Source organism: Pseudobutyrivibrio sp. MD2005 (assembly GCF_000621865.1).
Classification (GTDB): domain Bacteria; phylum Bacillota; class Clostridia; order Lachnospirales; family Lachnospiraceae; genus Pseudobutyrivibrio.
Map to the genome: position 1 here is coordinate 1 of NZ_JHXE01000013.1, position 23722 is coordinate 23722.

Annotated in this window: 10 protein-coding genes and 1 pseudogene; 10 read left to right on the forward strand and 1 reads right to left on the reverse strand. The window is 37.3% G+C overall.

Annotated features, from left to right (window positions below; all coding sequences use genetic code 11):
* Window positions 1-224: pseudogene (locus T498_RS16995) on the forward strand (group II intron reverse transcriptase/maturase); the annotation flags it as partial.
* Window positions 225-312: 88 nt separating this feature from the next.
* Here T498_RS16995 and T498_RS0104955 read toward each other — a convergent pair.
* A complete protein-coding gene (locus T498_RS0104955) occupies window positions 313-1536 on the reverse strand; it encodes a DUF4317 domain-containing protein (protein ID WP_028234964.1) in 1224 nt (407 codons plus the stop codon).
* Between the two features lie 195 nt (window positions 1537-1731).
* Between T498_RS0104955 and T498_RS0104960 the strand changes: the two genes are divergently transcribed.
* The 9 genes from T498_RS0104960 to T498_RS14945 all read left to right on the forward strand — a co-directional run bounded on the left by T498_RS0104960 (window position 1732) and on the right by T498_RS14945 (window position 23598).
* Window positions 1732-2673: a LysR family transcriptional regulator gene (locus T498_RS0104960; protein ID WP_028234965.1), complete on the forward strand. Its 942-nt coding sequence runs from the start codon at window positions 1732-1734 to the stop codon at window positions 2671-2673.
* Between the two features lie 71 nt (window positions 2674-2744).
* On the forward strand, window positions 2745-3377 hold the full coding sequence (locus T498_RS14915; RefSeq protein ID WP_036977872.1) for a precorrin-2 dehydrogenase/sirohydrochlorin ferrochelatase family protein: 633 nt from the start codon (window positions 2745-2747) through the stop codon (window positions 3375-3377).
* Window positions 3378-3655: 278 nt separating this feature from the next.
* Window positions 3656-4999, forward strand: a complete 1344-nt coding sequence (locus T498_RS16140; RefSeq protein ID WP_028234966.1) for an HD-GYP domain-containing protein — start codon at window positions 3656-3658, stop codon at window positions 4997-4999.
* A gap of 8 nt (window positions 5000-5007) precedes the next feature.
* Window positions 5008-9807, forward strand: coding sequence for an ATP-binding protein (locus T498_RS16145; RefSeq protein ID WP_028234967.1), 4800 nt, complete (start codon window positions 5008-5010; stop codon window positions 9805-9807).
* A gap of 38 nt (window positions 9808-9845) precedes the next feature.
* Window positions 9846-11975 (forward strand): HD domain-containing phosphohydrolase, encoded by a 2130-nt coding sequence (locus T498_RS0104980; RefSeq protein ID WP_028234968.1) that lies wholly within the window; start codon window positions 9846-9848, stop codon window positions 11973-11975.
* Window positions 11976-12006: 31 nt separating this feature from the next.
* Window positions 12007-16056 (forward strand): hybrid sensor histidine kinase/response regulator, encoded by a 4050-nt coding sequence (locus T498_RS14930; RefSeq protein ID WP_051524604.1) that lies wholly within the window; start codon window positions 12007-12009, stop codon window positions 16054-16056.
* Between the two features lie 11 nt (window positions 16057-16067).
* Window positions 16068-18575: a response regulator gene (locus T498_RS14935; protein ID WP_081779683.1), complete on the forward strand. Its 2508-nt coding sequence runs from the start codon at window positions 16068-16070 to the stop codon at window positions 18573-18575.
* 14 nt (window positions 18576-18589) lie between these two features.
* A complete protein-coding gene (locus T498_RS16150) occupies window positions 18590-19348 on the forward strand; it encodes a response regulator (protein ID WP_051524606.1) in 759 nt (252 codons plus the stop codon).
* 17 nt (window positions 19349-19365) lie between these two features.
* Window positions 19366-23598, forward strand: a complete 4233-nt coding sequence (locus T498_RS14945) for an ATP-binding protein (RefSeq protein ID WP_051524607.1) — start codon at window positions 19366-19368, stop codon at window positions 23596-23598.
* The last annotated feature ends 124 nt before the right edge of the window (window positions 23599-23722 follow it).

Genomic DNA, 23722 nt, shown 5'->3' on the forward strand with positions numbered 1-23722 from the left:
TGTGTATATGGAAACAGTGGAAGAAGCCAAAAACTAAAGTACGCAATCTCATAAAGATGGGCGTGCCCAAGGACTTGGCGCTTTTGGCTGGTAACAGTCGGCGCGGACATTGGTTTACCACACATACAGTCGCAGTCAACATGGCAATGACAAAAGAAAGACTGATAAACAGTGGCTTCTATGATTTAGCCACAGCCTATCAGTCTGTGCACGTCAACTATTGAAAGCGCCGTATACCGAACGGTACGTACGGTGCCGTGAGAGGACGGCGGTTAGTCACCGCCTCCTACTCTATTTCAAGCTTTGTTCCCCCTACATCTGAGCTCCATTTACCATGAGTAAATCGGTAGGCTCGATTGGAACGCAAAGGCACTTCTTACCGTCTACGTAAGCTGTAGTGACATCTGCCGCCTTAGCATCAGAAACCTTTACGACGATGTCTGCTTCTTTGCCATCTTCTGTGACACCGCTAACTTCTTTGAGCTGTTTTGTCAAATCTACAACGCGCTCCTTTAGGACATTTTTTTCTACGCGAAGTTCATTGTTTTTGAGGGCTTTTTCATCAAGAATTTCTTCCGCCAAAGGAAGCTGCTCTTCAAAATAGTTTTCAAAATTGGCCTGAATCTTTTCTACCTTAACATCTGAAAGACCAGAATCAGTAAGGATATTAGCAACATCCTGTGGCTCAAGGATGATAGGCTCGTCCTGGCCGAGGCGCTCTGTCTCTACAGTGATAAAATCTGAAAGATTCTGCTGGATATCAAGCTTGGTCTCAAGTGTTTCATCTGTTTCTTCGCCAAGTGCCTGATTTAAAATATTGTTGAAAGCGTTTTTCTTTTGTGTAGTAGTCTTGCGAGAGCCGCAACCGATGCAGTTTTCCCAGAACTCCACATGAGGCTCTTTTGTGTTCTTAGTGTAAGCCAGGCAAGCATGTAAATCAGTTGTGCGTTCAGTAAATGCAGGGAATGTAAATGCTGTATCTACAGGGCCTACAACCCAATCACGATCTCTTGCTCCGATTCTGTTTTCGGCTTCACGATATCCTAAAGCAGCCTTTGAAAGCTGAACAGGACAGATAGCACAGATGATATATTCGTATACTTCTTCAGATTCATCTAATTCAAGATTATCAGTAGTCTTTACAGGAATATCGTAAGTATCGTGGAATAGTACAATAAGATAGTTTCCTACAAAATCGTAAGACTCGATAATTCTGTTGTAGTATTCGATAAGTAGCTTTTCATCCTTAAGGCCAGATTCACGAAGACGCATTAACAAATCGTGACCACTGCCTTCTATTTCTGATTCAGGATCGAAAGGAAGCTCTAAAAGGTTGTTGCCAATAGTACCTGACATTGATTTGTTGGCAATCTCAAGATACTTGTGAAATTCCTCATCCTCAAGATTTAAGAAAGTCTCTTTGAAGGTAAGAACGATTTCTTTGTTGGCGTCAACATAACAACCAACCATCTTATCGAAGTTACAAGAGTCCTTTTTAAACCTGCGTTTTATTTCATTTACTTCTTTTTTATTCATTTAAATTACCTCGATTTCTACAGTGCTCATTTCATTATATTTATAAAAAATATGAAAAGCAATGTGAAATCTGCTGGTATTATTGACAAAGGAACAGTAAAAAAATAATATATAAATACCTACTAAAATGGTGGGTATATTGCGAGCAGCACAATTTACTATTATGTAGTTTTTTAGGACAAAAGGGAGAATGACATGACAATACAACAAGTGCTATATGCTCTAACTATTGAAGAGTGTGGTTCGATGAACAAGGCAGCAGAAAAGCTTTATATTGTACAACCTACACTTACGAGTGCCATACAGGAATTGGAAAATGAAGTTGGCATTACTATTTTTATGCGAACAAATAAGGGAGTTATTGTTACTCCTGAGGGCGCCGAGTTTTTAGAGGATATAAGAGGCTTTTATCGTCAATACGATATAGTAATGCAAAAGTACAAAGATGAAGGCACTTACAAAAGAAAGTTTGGCGTATCCACACAGCACTATACATTTGCTGTAAGAGCATTTGTTGATATGGCAAAAGAATATGATATGAATCAGTTCGACTTTGCCCTTAGAGAGACTACTACACAAAACATTATAAAGGACGTAAGCACTCTTAAAAGTGAAATAGGAGTACTTTATATAAGCGAGCATAATCGCAAGGCTCTTACAAAGCTTTTCAACGAGCACGCAGTAGAGTTTCATCCATTGATTAAGTGCAGAGCCTTTGTGTACCTATGGCATGAGCATCCATTGGCAAAACTTGATTCTATTGGTTTTGAAGATTTGAAAAATTATCCTTGTATGTATTTTGAGCAGGGAGAAAACAGTGAGTATTTGGCTGAAGAAATACTCAGTGAGAATATATATCCTCAGACAATACGTGTTACAGACCGTTCGACTATGCTAAATTTAGTAAAGGCTATGAATGGCTATACTCTTTGTTCTGGAATTATATGGGGCGATTACAATGGCGACGGCTATATTGTTGTGCCATACAGGGAAGACGAGGAAAACCCAAACAGCATTATGGAAATAGGATACATCACTAAAAAGAATGCTGTAATGAGTAAGATAGGTGTTGAATATCTGGAGGAAATAGACAAAGCCCTTGCTCAGATAGACAAATCTGTAATCTACGAAGAATAAGCAGTCTATAATAATTTATACACATTTTTCTGATATAGTTCAGTTTATAAGGGGATTATTAGGAGGGGACTATGGCTTATTTTCCAATGTTTGTAGATTTAACAAATACAAATTGTTTAGTGATTGGCGGTGGAGAAGTAGCTCTTAGAAAAGTCAATGTGCTTTTGGATTTTGGTGCAAAGGTACATGTGATTGCCAGAGAAATATCTATGGAATTGGCAGCTCTGTCAGAGGAGACAGATCATTTGCTTCTTGAGCAAAGAGAGTTTATTCCAGATGACTTACAATCTAGAAAGCTTGTAGTGGTTGCAACCAATGATGAAGAATTCAATGGGCAAGTTGCAATTCTATGTAAAGAAGGTGGCATTCCTGTAAATGTTGTAGATGACCAGGCGAATTGTTCATTTATATTCCCTTCTTACCTAAAGGAACAGAATCTGGTAGGAGCATTTTCTAGTAGCGGAAACAGTCCAGCGCTTACACAATATCTTAGAAATAGAGAAAAGGAAATTCTTACACCAAAGCTTGGCGAGCTAAATGAAATGCTTGGAAGATGGAGAAAGCCTATTACAGAGCTGTTTCCACTTGAAGAAAGCCGCAAGAGTGCATTTGAACAGCTAATTGATTACGCTCTTTGCTATGATGGAATTCCTACCGATGAAGAGGTGGAGGAATTACTTGGCTCAATAAGTATGATTTTATAGATTCTTGAAAAACATCAGTTTTTCAGGAATCGTAAATACCATGAAAATAGATTTATCTATTTTCATGTCCTGCAAAGCAGGATTCTTGCTGGCAATTTCATTGTTCTGTCAGCAAGAAGTCATAAATAAATAGTATTAAACGACTGTGGATTTATCCACAGTCATTTTTTTGAAGAAATGTTTGTGAAAAAACTGTGAAACGTAGGAATTAGCACTGAAAAGTCTTATACTATTTAATAGCTATATCCAATTTTAAATGGTTAAAATGAGGGGGAGTTATGGGGTCACTTCAAGGAATAAGGTTACAGATTAAGCGAGTTTATATCGTACTAGGGGTTTCTTTTGTATTATTATTAATTTCTTTTGTTTTTCATGTTATAAAAATTAATAAATTTAATGCCTTGGAAAGGTATGATACTCCAGATACGGTGTCTATGGATGTTACTGCAGATATACATCCTAGAGGCCTACTTACTGATTCTTGGGAAAAGAATGATGCCTTCGATGGAGTTGTTATCAACGGAAAAATATATGAGGCCACCATAACAAATAATTCTAAAAGCTTACTGGTTGATTGGAAGCTTAGAGTAAATATTGAAGATTCATGCTATATAAATAATTGTTGGAATGGAACAGTAGAAATCCATCAGTTCTCAAATGGTGAGGAAAAGGTTCAAGAAATAGATTTGAGAAACTACAATATTGATGATATAACTCTTAATTATTATCTTGCAGGACAGGATCTTTTGATTCCATTGAATAGTGGTGATTATTTTGTATATCTTCCATACGAAGGAAGTGATTCTGGAGAGGTTCCACTTAAATCAACCGCGGAGTTTTCTGGCGCGGTTAATATCGGTTTCATTTTATATAGCTTAAGTGGGGATAATGATTTATCTGATTATGTAATGAGCTACCATATCAATAAATCGTATTTCGCTGGAACTACAGGAATGATTTTCCTGATCCTACTTCCATTGTGGGCTTTGCTTACAATTGTATGGACGATAATTTCTATTATTATCATGCAGTTTACAAGTACACTTTACATCCAAAATCAGATTATTGATGATATGTTTAATCTTAGCGGTACACTTGCTGATGATAAGGATTACTATCACAAGGAACATTCTTTGCGTGTGGCCAATTATTCAAAAAAGATCGCCGAAGCAATGGGAATGGATAAGCAGGATTGCCAGGTGATTTATTATGGCGCTATGCTTCATAATATTGGAAATTACGCTGTCCCAGAGCGCGTGTTGGAAAAGAGTACTCAGCTTTCTACTGAGGATGAAAAGCTGCTCCAGATTCACACTATCAAGGGAGCAAAGATACTTGAAAATATGAAATCTATACCACAGTCAGCATTGGCTGCAATGTATCATCATGAAAAGTATGATGGAAGTGGTTATCCTATGGGAAAATCAGGGGAGGATATTCCACTTATTGCAAGAATTGTTGCTGTGGCTGATGCCTACGATGATATGATTCATGAGAGGGATTATCGAAGAAAGTACTCAGAGCAGGAAATTAAAAATATATTTAAGGCAAATTCAGGTAAATGGTTTGATCCAATTATCGTAGATATTTTTTTAGAAATTGTAGATTCCATTGAGGAGTAGATTATAAGATGACGAAGTTCGACAGGAAAAAAACTATATATCTGCTGGTGGGCATTATTATAAATGTCGTAGGGAGACTGTTAGCTATTAAAATTCAATTTCCAGGCTTCCTAAACATGACAGGAATAGTGTATGCATCCTATTATGGCGGCGCAGCTGTAGGTAGCCTTGTAGCTATTATTAGCGGCGTTATTTCTGCAATTTTTATTAGAAGAGATATTTACCTTATTTTGGTAGATTTTATTTTTGCTATAGCTGTATTTTTACTTACCAGAAAAAACAGATTTTTTAAAAGATTTTTTTCTGTACTCAGTTACATTTTAGTATTCTCGGCAATAAAGGGTGTCATGTTGATAATGGCATATCCGGCCTTATTCGTTGATGGATTTGATATTTATTTAGTTGATGCATTATTTGATTATCTATTGAACTTCGGCTTGTCATCAGCTACATGTTCGGTTGTAAGCTGTTTTTACATTTGCTTTGCAGATGCATTTGTTGGACTTATGCTGATTTATATTGTCAGAAGAACATACAAGTTCTACATCCGTAAGAAAAATGCTAAGAGATTAAAAAAATCTCTTGGTGCCAAAGTCTCTTTATCAATTCTTATGGCTGCAGTTATTTTATCTTTTGCGCATGCTACAAGCGCTGAAGCAGCTTTAAATGTCAATTTTATTCAAAGAATCTACAACAGTGATAATGGACTTATAGGAGGTTGTGCTAATGCGCTGGCCCAGACTTCAGATGGAAGTATGTGGGTAGGTACTTACGGCGGGTTATACAGATTTAATGGCAAGGAATTCGAATTGTTGGATTCTGTAGATTCCATTAGATCAGTCCAGTGTTTGTATGTTGATTCAGAGGATAATCTTTGGGTTGGTACAAACGGTGCAGGCGTAACAATTCTGGATGATGAAATAAATGTCACTGTAATAAATTCTGATAGTGGATTGCTTTCTAATTCCGTTCGCGCAATTGAGCAGGGAAATGATGGAAGCTATTACATCGGAACCACAGCAGGTCTTTCTATAGTTAGATCCAATGATGTTGGGCTTACTGTTGTAGGCGGTGTAGGTGATATCGGCAACGTTTCAAGAGAGGCAGTTGACCATGAGGGAAATGTTGCTGTGCTTAACACAGTTGGAATTATTTCTGTGTTCTCTGGAAAGGATGCCAATAGATTTGCCACAATCGAGTGCGATGAGGCTACCAGCATCGAATTTGATGGCGAAGGTTCGCTGTATGTAGGCACTGATGTTCAACGCATTTACAAATACGAAAAGGTTGATAGAGAATATGTGTTGGCAGGTACTATAGAAACACCGGGATTTGTTTATATTAATAATATGTATTTCCACGAGAGTGGATATATGTTTATAGCGGCAGATACAGGTATTGGTTCTGTTGCTACTGATGGAACTGTTAACCAGATCAATACAGGAAGTTTCGATAGTTCAGTAGAACAAATCTATGAGGATTATCAAGGCGATTTGTGGTTTACCTCATACAGAAGAGGATTGCTTTGCTTGAGCCATTCCGCATTTACGGATATGTTTGTTGTTTGCAATGTTAAGCCGTCTGTAGCAAATGCGATAATTGAAAAAGACGGCCTGTACTATGTTGGAACAGATGATGGTTTAGTTATTCTTGATTTCGAAAATAGTGATAGTGTTACAAATGAGATAACAGATTTCTATAGCGGCATAAGAGTCCGTACATTAGCGAAGGATAAGGAAGACAATCTGATTATTGCAGGTTATGGCAAAAACCTGATGTGCATAACAAAGGACGGCGAGTTCCGCCAATATATCCGTGATGATCTGCCACAGATTGATGATAGAAAACAAAGATATGTTACTTGCCTTTCAGATGGAAGGGTGATTGTTTCCGGTGAGAATGGTCTCACAATAATTAACAATCACGAAATTGAAAAGACTCTGGTATACGGCGAGGAACTAAAAAACGCAACAATACTTAACGCCTTAGAGTGTGATGATGGAACTATTTTGGCAGGCAGCGATGGTGACGGTATTGTAGTCATTAAGAATGACAAAGTAGAAAGATATGTTAATAAAAATGATGGATTGTGCTCCAGCGTTATTCTTAGAATAGTTGAAGATAAGATGGGCGAAGGGTACTTTGTCATGACTGGCAGTGGACTTTGCTATATGGATAGCGAGTATAAAGTCCGAGAGCTTTCAGGAATACCATTTTTCAACAACTATGATTTATACCAGGATGATAATGGTAATGTATTTATTTTGGGCGGTGCTGGTATTTATGTTGTTAGATACGAGAATCTTATATCTAACGATAGCTCAAATGCTTTTACACTTATAGATTCAAAGGCTGGATTGCCAGGTAGTTTGACAAGTAATGCTTGGAACTATGTTTGCAAAGATAACTGTATTTATTTGTGTGGTAGTACTGGAACTTATTCCCTTAGCATAGATGATTATAAACTGGCTGTAGATTCATATAAGGCAAAAATCACAGGCTTATCACTAGACGGAAATTATTCTAGTATTACAAGTAGAGATACTATTGTAATTCCTAGAGGAACAAGTAAAACTGATATTTATTTTGATTTGAACAACTTTACACCTACAGATCCGTATATACGATACTATATGTCTGGAATAGATACAGAAAAGACAAAGGTTCAGTCCAGCTCTTTAGAGGCTGTATCTTACTACAGAATGCCTTATGGTGATTACCAGTTTCATATTGAGGTTCTAAACGAGGATAACACTGTTATAGAAGAACAGGTTTACAACATCACTAAAGAGAGAGAAGTATTTGAGACTACCTTGTTTAAAATGTACTTCTATTTCATCCTCCTGTTGATAACAATTTCAGTTGTTATTTCAATGGCAAATGGAACCGTATATACGTTAACCAAAAAGCAAAATGTAGAGCATGAAGAAATAGTAAAGAAACTTCAGGCTGAAAAGACAGCAGCTCTTGAAAGGTCTCTTAGAATGGAAGAAGAGGCCAACAAGATGAAATCTGAGTTTTTGGCAAATATGTCTCACGAAATCAGAACACCTATCAATGCCATTATTGGTATGGGAACAATGATTACACGAGAGTCAAAAGAGGACACTACCAAAAAATATGCATGGGATATTCGAAATGCCAGTAAGACATTACTTGCACTTGTTAATGATATCCTTGATTTTTCAAAAATCGAATCAGGCAAGCTGGAATTGGTACTCAGCGATTATGATTTGAGTGTCCTTGTAAATGATTTGTTTAATATGATTCGTCCAAAAGTAAGTGAGAAGAAGCTTGATTTTAATGTGATTATCAATCCGAGAATTCCTCAAAACTTATATGGCGATGATGTAAGAATTGAGCAAATCATGATGAACATTTTAAGCAATGCTGTAAAGTACACGCAGGAAGGTTCTGTTACATTTGAAATGGACTATGAACCTGTTGATGATACAAACATAATGCTTAAAGTTAGTATTTCTGATACAGGTATAGGAATTAAAGAGGAGGATATTGAAAAGCTATTCTCACCATATCAAAGAATTGATGAACATAGAAACAAGAAGGTAGAGGGAACAGGTCTTGGAATGAGTATCACAAAGAGCCTTCTTGAAAAGATGGACAGCAATTTGGAAGTTGTCAGTGAATATGGTAAGGGATCAACATTCTCATTTGCAATTAAGCAGTCATATTCTGGTAGCGATACAATTGGCGATTACAAATTAAAGGCAGAAACAGTTGTTGCTGAGGATGCCGAAGAACAGTTCCATGCACCAGATGCAGTTGCACTTGTAGTTGACGATGTAGAAATGAATCTGATAGTTGCCAAGAATCTGATGAAGAGAACTCAAATAAAAGTTGAGACTGTTGGCTCAGGTCCACAGGCAATAGAGTTATGTCAGCACAAAAAATACGATATCATTTTCCTTGATGCAATGATGCCGGGAATGAGTGGAGAAGAGACATTTGAATCTATAAGAAAGATGTGTCCAGACAACTCCGATACTCCGATAATTGTTCTTACAGCAAATGCAGTTAAGGGGGCAAAAGAACAATATCTTGCTGTTGGTTTTACTGATTATTTATCAAAACCAATTGATGGCATGGAATTAGAAGCAGCACTTGATAAATATCTTCCGGAGGATAAAAAGATATACGATATTACAGTAGCTGCAGACGAGGAAACAAATGATATTACCGAAGATGACGAAGTGGTAAATGCATTGAGAAACATTCCAGAAATGGATGTAGATGCAGGTATTGCAACGGCAGGCGATAAAGATACTTATCTTGTGGTTTGTAGAAGCTTCTATGACACATCAAAAGAACGCATTCAGATGATTAGAGACTACTATGAATCAAAAAATATTAAGGATTATACAATACAGGTACATGCACTAAAATCATCTGCAAGGTTGATTGGAGCTAATGATTTATCCGCAAAGGCGTTAGAGCTTGAACTTGCTGGAAAGGATAATAATTTAGATACAATAACCGCAAATACGGATTCAACCTTGGAGATTTATCAAAGTATTTATAATCAAATGAAGGATGTCTATGGAATAGATGAAGAGTCAAATTCATGTGACGATTCAGACAAAACTCCAATCAGTGAAGAAGAGCTTGAAGATGCTTATGGGGCGCTAAAAGAGTTGATTCCATTGATGGAATATGATGCCATAGAGATGCTTTTTGATGAATTAAAAGACTACAAGCTCCCAGAAAAAGATGAGGAAATCTTCAGCGAACTTAAGAAGGCACTGAAGGTGTTCGATTGGGACAAGATGGAGCAAATATTGAGCATATGATATAATATTTACTAGGTTTTTACGCGAGGGGATTTGGGATGAAGAAGCGAGACAGGAAGGTAGATAAAAATGTAGTTCTAAATATAGTGGCTATAGTTGGTGGTGTAATAATCAACGTATTGTTTGGTTATTTCACATATACGTCAGGTATGCCTATATATTTCGATACTATTGCGACGATAGGTGTTGGAGCAGTATGTGGAATGCTGCCAGGATTTTTGGTTGCTGTATTTACCAATCTGTTTTGTAGCTTTTTCAATCCCTTCGCTATTTATTATGCTATTCTCAGTGTGCTAATAGCAGGCGTTACTGCAATATTTGTTCATCGTAAATATTTCAAAAATAAATTAAGCCTAGTCTTATATATTCTTATTTTAGCTTTAGTTTCAGGGGGACTAGGTTCTGTTATACAGCTGGCACTTATACACCAGCCTCAGTTTGTAGAGGTGGCTCATGCCTCTGAATATCTTTCAAATCATTTAAAACTTAATTTTTTCATTAGCTTTGTTTTAATTAATATTTGTCTAAATATAATCGACAAGGGTATTTCTACTATTGCTGTTGTAGTTGTTCTTAGATTCATTCCAGAAAAGAATTTGGATGGAATATGGGATGTAGGTTGGCAACAGCGTCCCCTTTCTGCAGTTGATATGAAGCGAATGAAGCTGTCATCAAAGAAAAATGGTGGCAAGCTTCAGAGGAGAGTCACTGGAATGCTTGTGGTTGCAGCAGTACTTATTACACTCATCATGGGAATTATCAGTGTTCACTTATTCTATGAGAATGCCAAGGTAAGCTATACGTTAAATGCAATAGGTGCAGCAAAGATGGCATCAAAAGTAATCAATCCAGATAGAGTTGATTCCTACATAAAAAAAGGTAGAGAGTTAGGGGACTATGTTGAGACTGAAAACGCTTTATATGACATTAGAGCCAGCTATGAAGGCGTGGAATATCTCTACGTTCTCAAGATGAGAGATGATGGCTGTCAGGTAGTCTTCGATTTGGAAACACCTGATGTTGAAGCATATGTAAATGGAGATATCATTAAATTTGAAGAGGCCTTTGAACCATATCTTGATGATTTGTTTAGGGGTGAAGAGATAGAGCCAATTGAATCAGATGATTTATCAGGATGGGTTATTACCCAGTACTATCCTGTAAGAAATTCTGCTGGCGAAACAGTATGTTATGCGTGCGCAGATGTAAAGATGAATTATATCTCTGATTATCTTATTGGATATATCATCAAGGTAACTTTAATTTTCTCAGGATTTTTCATGCTGATTCTTGCCTATGGTATGTGGTTATCAAGGTATTTCCTTGTGTATCCAATCAACAGTATGGCATCTTACACTAATGATTTTATGTCAGAGAATGATAATCAGACTGCATTAGAGGAAAATGTTAGAAAGATAAAGGCTCTGGATATTCATACCGGAGATGAAATAGAAAACTTATACAAGGCACTTTGCAGAATGACAGAAGATACTGCAGAGAAGATGCGTGATGTTAGACAGCAGTCTAAGGCTATTAACCAAATGCAAACTGGTCTGATAATCACAATGGCGGACTTGGTGGAAAACCGTGATTCAGATACTGGTTATCATATCCTTAAGACAGCTGATTACGTAAGAATCATTTTGGCAGGTTTACAGAAAAAGGGATATTACGCTAAGAAACTTACACCTAAATTTATTGCCGATGTAGAAATGTCAGCACCATTACATGATATCGGTAAGATTAATATTCCTGATGCGGTGCTAAACAAGCCGGGCAAACTTACAGATGAAGAGTATGAAATCATGAAGACTCATACTACAGCTGGTAAGCAGATTATGGAGAAAGCTATTAGCACAGTTAAAGGTGAGAGCTATTTGAAAGAAGCTAGAAACATGGCGGCTTATCACCATGAAAAATGGGATGGCTCAGGCTATCCAGAAGGATTGAAGGGAGAAGTAATACCGCTATCTGCACGTATCATGGCAGTTGCAGATGTATTCGATGCCCTAACAGCTAGAAGAGTATATAAAGACCCAATGCCATTTGAAAAGGCAATGGGAATTATTGTAAAGGATGCAGGTACACATTTTGATCCAAAATGTGTAGAAGTTTTTGTTGAAGCAGAGAAAGAAGTAAGAAGAGTATTGAGAAAGTATCAAGAATAGCCACATACTTTGCATAGGGGGCAAGAGTTTTATGAAATATATGAGTTGCAAGAGGTTACTTGCTACAATGATGGCATCGTCAGTGATTATAACGATGGCTAGTTTGAATACAGAGGCTAAGAAAAATGTCCAACAAGCGGACGCAGTATCTTCCGCCACGGAGAATCTTGAGAAAAACGGTGGAGGTTATGCGGTTTCCGGCCAGATTGATGGAGTTGGCTATGCCACAAAACTATATGATTCGTCTGATGGACTGCCTACTTCAGATGCCAATTGTGTATTGGCAACCAGCGATGGCTATATCTGGATTGGTAGCTATGGTGGAATTATAAAATACGACGGTTCAACATTTACAAGACAGGATTCTTCTACAGGTCTGACTAACGCCAGAGCTTTGTTCGAGGATAGCCAAGGGCGAATATGGGTTGGTACAAATGATAACGGTATTGTTGTTATAGACGGCGATACTACAAAGCAAATTACTTATAAAGAGGGGCTGCCAGCCTCTACAATTAGAGCGTTCGCCGAAGACGAAAACGGCAACATATTTGTAGGTACAACAGGTGGCGTTTGCTATATTAGCTCGGATTACAAAGTGACAGATTTGGGCGATGAAAGACTTGCTGGTAAATTCGTACAACATCTGTGTACTGATAATGTAGGAAGAATTGTTGGTAATACAAAAGATGGTGACGTATTTATTATCCAAAATGAAATGATAATAAATTACTACGTAAATGCGGATATATTAAAGGACACCATATCTATTGCTTACCCAGATCCTGAAGCTTCCCAGTATTTATATATGGGAACAGATACAGGTATTGTCTACTATGGTTCTATTTCCAGCAATTTAAAAGAACTAACAGAAATAGATTTAAGCGAATATACAACAAAGATTGAAAATATAACCTATGCATGTGGAAGAGTCTGGATAATCGGAGGCAATGTTGTAGGATATCTTGATGCAGATAACAACTTCAATGTTATCGAGAATCTGCCGGTAGATACTGCAATTGAGATGCTCACATCAGATTATCAGGGAGATATATGGCTGGCATCTTCTCGTCAGGGTGTTTGCGAAATTATAACTAGTAATTTCCAAAATATCAGTGAGTTGGCAGGACTTGAGCCAGAGGTAGTAAACACAACATGCAAATATGATGGTGTTTTATATATCGGAACAGATAAAGGCTTAGAGGCTGTAGATGAGGACAATAATGTAGTTACTAATGAACTTACCGATATGCTGGCTGAAACAAGAATCAGATGTATCATGAGAGATCCTGAGGACGGCCTATGGGTATCTAGCTACACAAATGGCTATGGATTAGTTCATTATTCAAATAGTGGAGAGATAACTCTCTACAATGAAGAAAATGGATTTATAGATGATGGAGTAAGATGCACTTCAATTGCTTCAGATGGAACAATTCTGGTAGGTACAAACAAAGGCGTGGCCCTACTCAAAGACGGTGTTGTTACTAGAACAATCACTCCAGCGGATGGGCTTAAAAATGGAGTTTGTCTTACAGTATCCGAAGGATATGATGGGGTAATATATATTGGTACAGACGGTGGTGGTCTATACAGTTATAGTAATGATACGCTAACTCATATAGAGAGAGACGAAGGGCTCACATCAGACGTTATTCTTAAAATCAAACCAGATGCAGACCATGGTGTAAACTGGGTACTCACATCAAATTCAATTGAGTTTATAAGAGATGGAGAAGTATATCCGATAACAACATTCCCATACAATAATAATTTCGATATTGTATGCGATAGCAATGATAACTATTGGGTTTCATCTTCATGTGGTTTGTATTGTGTGGATGCTGAGGCAATGCTTGCAGATCATATTGTTGATTATTCTTTGTACAACAGTGTAAATGGCCTTACCAGCATTCCTACAGCAAATTCATATAGCGATATTGATGCTGAGGGCAATCTTTATATAGCCGGTAGAACAGGAGTTAATCATGTTAACATTAATAATTTCTTTAGGCAGACTAGTGAAATAAGAATCGAAGTAAAAGAAATTACCTATGATGATCAGGCGGTTACTCCAAATGAGGAAGGTGTATATGTGATTCCGGCAGATGCAGGAAGAATTATGATGCGTCCGGCAATTCTTAACTACACTCTTTCTGATCCGATTGTAAAAGTATTTCTTGAGGGGGATGAGAATTCAGGAATAACTGAAGTTCAAAGCGAAGTAGGAGCACTTGAGTACACTGGGCTTGGATATGGAAGTTATGTATTGCATTTGCAGATTGTAGACGAAGTCACAGGCAAAGTATATCAGGACTCAACTTACAATATAGAAAAGAAGCCACATATTTTTGAATTGGCGGTAATCAGAATATTGCTAGCAGCTCTTGTGGCAATCTTAGTTGGATTTATTGTATGGCGTGTAATGACAAGCACAATTATTAGACGTCAATACAAAGAAATTCAAGCGGCGAAGGAAGAGGCAGAAAGAGCCAATAGTGCAAAATCCAGATTCCTTGCCAATATGTCTCACGAGATTCGTACACCAATAAATACCATTATTGGTATGGACGAAATGCTTCTTAGGGAAAACGGAGATGGAGTGGATAAAGGCTACTACATGTCTGTAATCAATTATGCGATAGATATCCGTTCGGCAGCCGAGACACTTTTGGGATTGATTAACGACATTTTAGATTTGTCCAAGATAGAATCTGGAAAGATGCATCTTGTGAATAGCGAATACCGTCCGGCTGATCAGATACGTGGAATGGTTAAGATGATTCGTGTCCGCAGTGAGGAAAAGAATCTAAGCTTTGATTTAGACATAGATGAAAACATTCCTAAAAAGCTATACGGCGATTACGGAAAGATTAAGCAGGTCGTATTAAATCTTCTTACCAATGCTGTTAAGTACACTGAAGAGGGCGGATTTGTTTTAACTATCAAAGTGCTGGAAAAGAAGGGGAATAACTGCAAGCTATTATTCTCTGTTAAGGACACGGGAATTGGTGTTAAGCCAGAGGATATTAAGAAACTGTTTTCTGCTTTTGAAAGACTAGAGGAAGAGAAAAATACTAGTATACAAGGCACAGGGCTTGGCCTTGATATTTCAAGACAGTTTGCAGAATTAATGAATGGCTCACTTACATGTGAGAGTGTTTATGGACAGGGTTCTGAGTTTAAATTTATTGTGGAGCAGGAAATCGTAGTTGATATTCCAATTGGAACATTCAACGAGGATGATGAGGAAATGAGCGCTGGCCCTTATGAACCATTATTTGTTGCTCCGGATGCATCTGTACTTGTTGTTGATGATAATCCTATGAACCTAACGGTTGTAAAGGGACTATTAAAAGAAACTAAAGTATTTGTTACAGTGGTAACTTCTGGACAGGAATGTTTGGAGAAGCTCAAGTTTGGTGAATATGACGTAGTCTTTTTGGATCATCTGATGCCAGGTATGGATGGAATTGAAACCATTGGAAAAATCAGGAATAAATATCCTGATCTGCCAGTTTATGCATTTACGGCAAACACACTGGTTGAAAGTGATGATTTCTACGAGAGCAAGGGCTTTACTGGTTATATTTCAAAGCCAGTGGATGGCCGTGAATTAGAAAAAATAATAAGAAAGCATCTCAGTGATGACATCGTAATGGAAGCAGATAAATGGAAGACTGATTATAGAAATGCAGAGCTTCCAGAAGAATACCTATGGTTGAAATCGGTTGAGGGTATATCTGTTTCGGATGGCATAAGAGCAAATGGCGGGGTTGAGACTTATATAATGTCTGTTAATAACTTCTATGACACTATAGATGACAGCTCTGCTGCTATAGAAACTGCCTATAAAGACGGCGACTTAAAGCTATATACAATAAAGGTCCATGCACTAAAAAGCTCAGCTAGAATTCTAGGTGCTAAAAACCTTAGCCAACTGGCTAAAAGCATAGAAGAGGCTGCACATAATAACAACCTGGAGTTTATAGCAGACCATACTGGTACATTGCTTAAAGAATATAGGGGATTCAAAGAAAAGTTATCTCAAATAAAAAATAGCGAAGCTAGAGAGTTACTTTAGAGGAATAATTAATGGAATTATTAAAAGAAATACAATTAAGTGTGATGCTGTATTTGAGCGGCGCCTGTGGAGTCTTAATGATATTCACCGCAAATACGAAGACCATGACAGCTACACGAAGAAAGGCTTTGCTATATATGCAGGCTGTATCGATGTTGTTGCTCATGTTTGATCGCTATGCGTATATTTTTAGAGGCCAAACAAGTACACTCGGCTATTGGATGGTAAGAATTAGTAATTTTGGTGTATTCTTATTTTCAATAGCTGCTACACATGCTTTTAACTTGTATTTGATAGACTTGTATAGAAAAGAAGATAAACTTAATCGCGTTCCTGTTCAGTTAAGAATAAACGAGATATTATTTACTATCGGTGTTATTCTGCTGGTAATTTCACAGTTTAATGGTTTTTACTATACATTTGATGAAATGAATAGGTACACTCGCGGAAAGGGATTTTATGTTTGCTATATCATTCCGCTTGTGATGCTTACCATTCAATTAGTATCAGTTCTAATGTATAGAAAAGTTTTATCAAAGATAGAGTTTATTCCGGTTTTCTTGTTTGCGATGGTTCCATATATTGCAACCTTGATTCAGATACATGCTTACGGACTCTCGCTTACTAATATTTCCCTTGTTGGAATGGTTGTTCTTTTATATTTCTTTGAGATTAAAAATCTTAATGATTTGGAAGAAGCTAAGAACAAAGCAGAGGCAGCAAATACTGCAAAATCCAGATTCCTTACCAATATTTCACATGAAATTCGTACTCCTATTAATACCATAATGGGTATGAATGAAATGATTTTAAGGGAGGACGCTTCAGAGGTACCTCGTAAATACTATGACACAATTACAGGCTATTCTAAAGATATACAGTCAGCTGCAGATTCATTACTTAGTTTAGTAAATGACATTTTGGATATATCACAAATAGAATCGGGAAATATGCATTTAGATGAGCATGCATATAATCTTAAGGACCTGCTGAAAAATATCGTAAATGCGATAAGAGTTAAGAGCGATGCCAAAGACCTGAAATTCATAGTAAATGTAGATAAAAATTTACCAGAAAAAGTATACGGTGATACTAACAAGATAAAGCAAATTCTTAATAACATTTTGAGCAATGCTATAAAAAATACAGAGGAAGGTGAGATAACCTTTAATGTAGAAATGCTTGAGAGAAAGCAGGAGGATTGTAAAATACGATTCACAGTTGTTGATACTGGAATCGGCATGAAGCCAGAGGAAATAGAAAAAATATTCTCCGCCTTTGAATTGCTTGATGTAGTAAAAAGCAGCAACATCCAAGGTTCAGGACTAGGCATTGATATATCTAGACACTTTGCAAAAATGCTTGGTGGTGTTTTGAAATGCTCTAGTGAATATGGCAGAGGAACTACCTTTACTTTAGAATTGAATCAAAAGGTAGTCGAGAATACTTTGATGGGTGAGTTCGAAGAGCTTGAAAACATACCATCAAAGGGTGCCTACGTGGCAAGATTTGTTGCTCCGGATGCATCGGTACTTGTTGTTGATGATAATCCAATGAATCTTTCTGTAATCCGTGGCTTACTGTCAGCTACAAAAATGTATATCGTAACGGCAGCTTCTGGCGAGGAATGTTTACAAAAGCTGGCTGAATCAAATTACGATATCATCCTTCTTGACCATATGATGCCAGGAATGGATGGTATAGAGACTGTTACAAAGATTAGAGAGAGCGGCAAAGATTTACCAGTCATAGCACTTACTGCAAACTATATCTCTAACGGCGAAGAATTCTATACATCAAGAGGCTTTGATGGATATCTGCCAAAACCGGTTGATGGAGAGACACTTGAAAAAACAATTAGAAAATATCTGCCTAACAATGCTGTTATGGATGTGGATGAGGCAGATTTGCCAGTGCAGGCCATGGTGCTTCCAGATGAATATAGATGGCTGGAAGATGTTGAAGGAATTTCAACAGAGGACGGAATAGTCTACAGCGGTGGAGCTGATGGCTTTATCAATTCTCTTAAAATGTTCTTAGAGACATTGGATGCAAATGTTAATATTATCGACAAGGCATTCAAAGATAAAGATATTAAGTTCTATACAGTTAAGGTACATGCACTGAAAAGTTCTGCAAGAATAATTGGTGCTATGGAATTGTCAGAGCTTGCCAGACAGTTAGAAGAAGCTGGTAAGGGTTATGATTTTGATTTTATAGTAGAAAACAACGACAAATTAATATCAGAATACAAGGCCTTTAAGGATAAGCTGGCGGAATTGATAATAGTTGAAGACGACAGCGATAAGCCTCTTATACCTGAGGATGAATTGGAAGGAGCGCTTGAGGCTCTTAAAGAATTAGCACCACAGATGGATTATGATTCTATTGAAATGGTATTAGAACAGATTCATGAATATCAACTCCCGAAGGATGTAAGTGATTTGATAGTCGAAATAGAAAAGGCATTAAAGACTTTCGATTGGGATAAGATGGAAGAATTATTAAACGATAAATAATCGGAGGAGAAATAATGGGACAGAATAAAATACTTATAATTGGCGAGAAAGAATCATTTATTATAAGGGTGCTGCTGAAAAAATTGGCAGATGCGGATATAGATGCGGTATTTGTGACTCCATCCCTAAATAAAATAAATGAACAGTGGGATGACATTTCACTAATCACATTTTACATGGAAAAGGATGAGCGCCTTGAAGATGAAATCAGAACCTTCCTTGTAGACAAGATGGAAGATGATGACAAGCGCGTAATCCTTATTGGAGAGCCAACAGATACAGAAATAGTTGCACATGGAATACCATCGATATTAATCTACTCCATACTACCTAGACCTCTGGATTATGATAATTTCATCGAGGTTGTCAATTCCTATGGTACTAAGGTTTCAACTGGAGAATTAAAAAAGAGTATTCTGGTTGTAGACGATGATCCAAACTACATGAATCTGGTACGTGAATGGCTTAAGGATACATATAAAGTATCTATGGCTACATCTGGCCTTAGAGCTATAAAGTGGCTGGGAGCTAATAAAGTAGATTTGATTCTACTTGACTATGAAATGCCAATAACAGATGGCCCACAGGTTCTTGAAATGCTTAGAGCGGATCCTGATACAAGGGACATTCCGGTTATGTTTTTAACTGGTAGAGATGATAAAGAAAGCGTTATGTCTGTTATGGCTCTAAAGCCAGAAGGCTATTTCTTAAAGACTATAGGAAAAGAAGAATTACTTAACAAACTAAAAGTCTATTTTGTAACTAAAGAATAAAAAAGAATAGGGCTAATATGAATAAGATGATGCGTAAACTATCGGTTTTTGCTGCATTGCTTGGCTTGACTGTTTTGGGAATTACTACTTCTGTGAATGCAAAAGAAACTGATTCTGAGAACAACAAAGTTCAGATTGGTGGTGGATATGCAGCCACTGGGCAATTAGACCAAATGGGATATTATGCGCAAATTTACGACGCTACCAATGGGCTGCCTACATCTGAAGCTAATTATGTTATGTCCAGCGATGATGGCTTTATCTGGATTTGTGGCTATAGTGGTGTCATAAGATATGATGGCAAATCATTTGTACGTTTTACTGAGCCAGAAGGATTGACCAGTGGTCGAGCTTTATTCGAGGATTCCAGCCATAGAATATGGATAGGAACTAATGATAATGGCGTAATATATTTCGATAGTAATCGCACACCTCATCATATTACAACGGAAGATGGCTTGGCGTCTTCATCAATCAGAACATTCGCTGAGGATAGTGATGGCTGTGTATTTATCGGCACTACTGAGGGAATCAATTATGTTGATGCAGACGGAAACATAGAGCGATTAAATGATGAGCATCTCAATAATAAAAGAATCTTAAGAATGGATGCTGCAAAAGATGGAACTATTTATGGTTACACAAAAGCAGGAGACATTTTTTCATTAAAAGAAGGGGAAGTGCTGTCTTTTTATAAGGCAGGAGAATTGGGTAATAAGAACATCACCAATATTTATGCTGACCCTTCTGATTCAAGCAAAGTCTATATTGGAACAAAATCTGACAAATTATATCATGGCAAGTATGGCGAAAAACTAAATCAGATGGACGAAATAGAGGTTGCGCCACTTGATAATATCAAGTGGATTGAATTTGCCTGTGAAAGAATCTGGGTAGCCTCTGAGAGTAAATTCGGATACCTTGATGAAAATGAAGAATACCATGTTATCAATGATATGCCTATTTCAGGAGGAATCGAAATGCTCACCTCCGATTATCAAGGAAATATCTGGATTGCTTCATCCCTTCAGGGCGTGATGAAACTGGTTGGCAATAATTTTTCTAACATTACAGTTAAAGCCGGGTTAGATAAAGAGATTGTAAACTCAACATGCCTATTAAATGGCGATCTTTACATAGCAACTAATGATGGTCTTAGAATTTTAAAAGACCTTGAAACTCCAATTGAAAACGAGTTGACAGATTATATGGAAGGCTCAAGAATTCGTTGCGTAAATAAGGATGAAGCTGGCAATATTTGGCTGGCATCATTTGCAAATGAACGAGGACTTGTCTGTCAGAAGGCTGATGGCACTATTATTAGCTACACTACAGAAAATGGAATGCCAAGTAATGAGGTGCGCTGCGTTCTGCCTTCTGAAGACGGAAAAACACTGGCAGCGACTAATGGCGGCCTTGCCATTGTTAAGGACGATAAGATTGTAGATGTTTTAGATAGAGAAGATGGAATAAATAATACTGTATTTCTCGACGTTGAGAATGGCAGAAACGGTGAAATATATATAGCAACCGATGGCTCTGGTATATATGTTTACAAAGACGGAAAGGTTGAAACCCTCTCCCTTAAAGATGGCCTGACAAGTGATGTTATCAATAGAGTTAAATGGGATGAGAAAAGACAGATTTATTGGATTGTTACATCAAATTCAATCGAGTATATGAAAGATGGAGTGATTACTTGTGTTAAGTCATTCCCATATAACAATAACGATAATATCTATTTTGATGATAACGACGGATTATGGATACTTGCATCTGACGGAATCTATCAGGTTGACGCTAAAGAAATGCTTGAGGACAATGTTCAAAATTATTGTCATTATTCGATTGCAAATGGACTTAGCAGTTTGCCAATCATGATGGAGTATAGTGATATGGATGAAGATGGCACACTATACATGTCTAGTATGGATGGAGTGTGCGCTGTCAACATTAACAATTATTACAGTAAGGATGTGTGGATAAAGACTGCGGTAACTAATATATATGTTGATAATGAAATCTTAAGTCCTGATGAGAATGGAGTTTACACTATACCTGCTACGAGCGGACGTATACAAATCGTTCCTGCGATTTTAGATTATTCCTTAAACAACCCAATGATAAAGGTTTATCTTGAGGGAACCACTGATTTGGGAGTGACAGATTACAGAGAAAAAATTACAGCTTTAGAGTTTACAGGATTAAGATATGGCAATTACACCCTTCATATACAGGTCCTTGAAAATGGTACACAAAATGTGCTGTATGATACTCAGTTCAAGATAATAAAAGAGCCAAGATTCTTTGAGCGAACTATCGTAAGAGTTTTCATGGTGCTTTTGGGAGCAGCTATGACTGCTTTTGTGGTTTGGTGGATTATGACGCAGACAGTCATTAGAAAGCAATATGTTGAAATCCAGCAGGCAAAGGATGAAGCGGAGCGTGCTAATTCTGCTAAATCCAGATTTTTAGCAAATATGTCTCATGAAATCCGTACTCCTATTAATACCATTATGGGTATGGATGAAATCATTTTGAGAGAGAAGCCTGATGGGGTTCCAAAACCATATTTGATGACAGTTATCAACAGCGCTATGGATATAAGAACTGCATCTGAATCATTGCTAAGCTTAATTAATGAAATCCTTGATATATCAAAAATAGAATCAGGCAAAATGCATCTTGTGGAGCAGGAATATAAGCCTGAGGACCAGCTTCGTACAATAATCACAATGATAAGAGGCAGAAGTGAAGAAAAGGATCTTTACTTTAAAGTAAAGGTAGATGAGACTCTTCCGAAAGTATTATATGGTGATGCTGGAAAGATCAAGCAGATAATACTAAATCTGCTTACAAACGCTGTTAAATACACTGAGTCAGGTGGATTTGAATTAAATGTGCAGGTTGTTAATCGTACAGAAGGAACTTGCGATGTCAGAGTATCTGTAAAGGATACAGGTATTGGTGTCAAAGAGGAGGATCTTGATAAATTATTTACAGCCTATGAACGTCTTGATGAGGAACGAAACAGTGCAATTCAGGGAACAGGTCTAGGCCTTGATATTTCCCGCAGATTTAGTGAACTCATGGGTGGAAACCTTTGGTGTGAAAGTGTATATGGCGAAGGCTCAGAATTCATATTTACATTTACACAGAATATTGTAGACGGTACTGAGATAGGCCACTTTAAGGAAAGAGAGGAAAGTGCTATTGATGGCTTCTACGCACCAAAATTTATTGCACCGGATGGGCATGTTTTAATTGTAGATGATACCCAGATGAATCTTAATGTGTTTACAGCACTGTTAAAGCCAACCCAGATAGATATCACTACAGCTACAAGCGGCGAAGAGTGTCTTGAAAAGGTGAAAAACTTTAAATATCATGTTGTACTTCTTGATCATTTGATGCCTGGTATGGATGGTATAGAAACACTTGAAAAGCTTAGAGAAATAGATCCAGATGTACCTGTTTATGCACTTACTGCAAATACATCTGAAGGTGCAGCAGATTATTATCGTTCTAAGGGATTTAATGGATATCTTTCAAAGCCTATTGATTCTAAGGCTATGGAAGAAACATTAATGAAGCATTTATCAGATGTAATCAAGGAGCGGCCAGCCGAAGAAATTGCGTCTAACGAGCCTACTGAGTTGCCTGATGATATGCTGTGGCTAAAAGAAATAGAGGGAATTGATACTGTGGAAGGAGCAAAAAATTCTGGAGGTATTCCAGTTTATGTTCACAGTATACGAGACTTCTACGAAACTATAGATTTGAACGCCAAAGCTATCAGGGAAGCCTTTGATAAACAGGATTACAAGCTCTACACAGTAAAAGTCCATGCATTAAAGACATCTGCCAGAATAGTGGGTGCACTGGATTTATCCGCTATGGCAGAGCGTTTGGAAGAGGCGGGCAAGAATAGAGAAATAGATTTTATAAATGATAATACTCAAGAGCTGCTAGAGGATTATTTGGAATTTAAAACCAAACTGGCAAAGCTTGCTGAAGACGATAGTAAAGCAGATGATAGCAACAAAACTGAAATCGATATTCAGGAATTACAAAGTGCTTATGATGCACTTAAAGAACTGGTAGACCAAATGGACTACGATGGAGTAGAAATGGTTATTGAGCAGGTGAAGGAATACAAGTTGCCAGATGAGGATGCCAAAAAAATTGCAGAATTATCAAGGCTACTAAAGCTGTTTGATTGGGATGCAATGGAAGAGGTGTTGGGTTAATTTATCTGTGAAATTACTGTGATAAAAGGAGTTGCCTAAGGATAATCAGATATAATAAAAATATTCTTATACATGAATGGTGTGACATTACTGTGACAAGTAGGATGCTATCATAATAAAAAAG

Coding starts and splice junctions, on each gene's coding strand:
- T498_RS0104955 (WP_028234964.1), bottom strand. CDS start 1,536: ATGAATAAAAAAGAAGTAAATGAAATAAAACGCAGGTTTAAAAAGGAC.
- T498_RS0104960 (WP_028234965.1), top strand. CDS start 1,732: ATGACAATACAACAAGTGCTATATGCTCTAACTATTGAAGAGTGTGGT.
- T498_RS14915 (WP_036977872.1), top strand. CDS start 2,745: ATGGCTTATTTTCCAATGTTTGTAGATTTAACAAATACAAATTGTTTA.
- T498_RS16140 (WP_028234966.1), top strand. CDS start 3,656: ATGGGGTCACTTCAAGGAATAAGGTTACAGATTAAGCGAGTTTATATC.
- T498_RS16145 (WP_028234967.1), top strand. CDS start 5,008: ATGACGAAGTTCGACAGGAAAAAAACTATATATCTGCTGGTGGGCATT.
- T498_RS0104980 (WP_028234968.1), top strand. CDS start 9,846: ATGAAGAAGCGAGACAGGAAGGTAGATAAAAATGTAGTTCTAAATATA.
- T498_RS14930 (WP_051524604.1), top strand. CDS start 12,007: ATGAAATATATGAGTTGCAAGAGGTTACTTGCTACAATGATGGCATCG.
- T498_RS14935 (WP_081779683.1), top strand. CDS start 16,068: ATGGAATTATTAAAAGAAATACAATTAAGTGTGATGCTGTATTTGAGC.
- T498_RS16150 (WP_051524606.1), top strand. CDS start 18,590: ATGGGACAGAATAAAATACTTATAATTGGCGAGAAAGAATCATTTATT.
- T498_RS14945 (WP_051524607.1), top strand. CDS start 19,366: ATGAATAAGATGATGCGTAAACTATCGGTTTTTGCTGCATTGCTTGGC.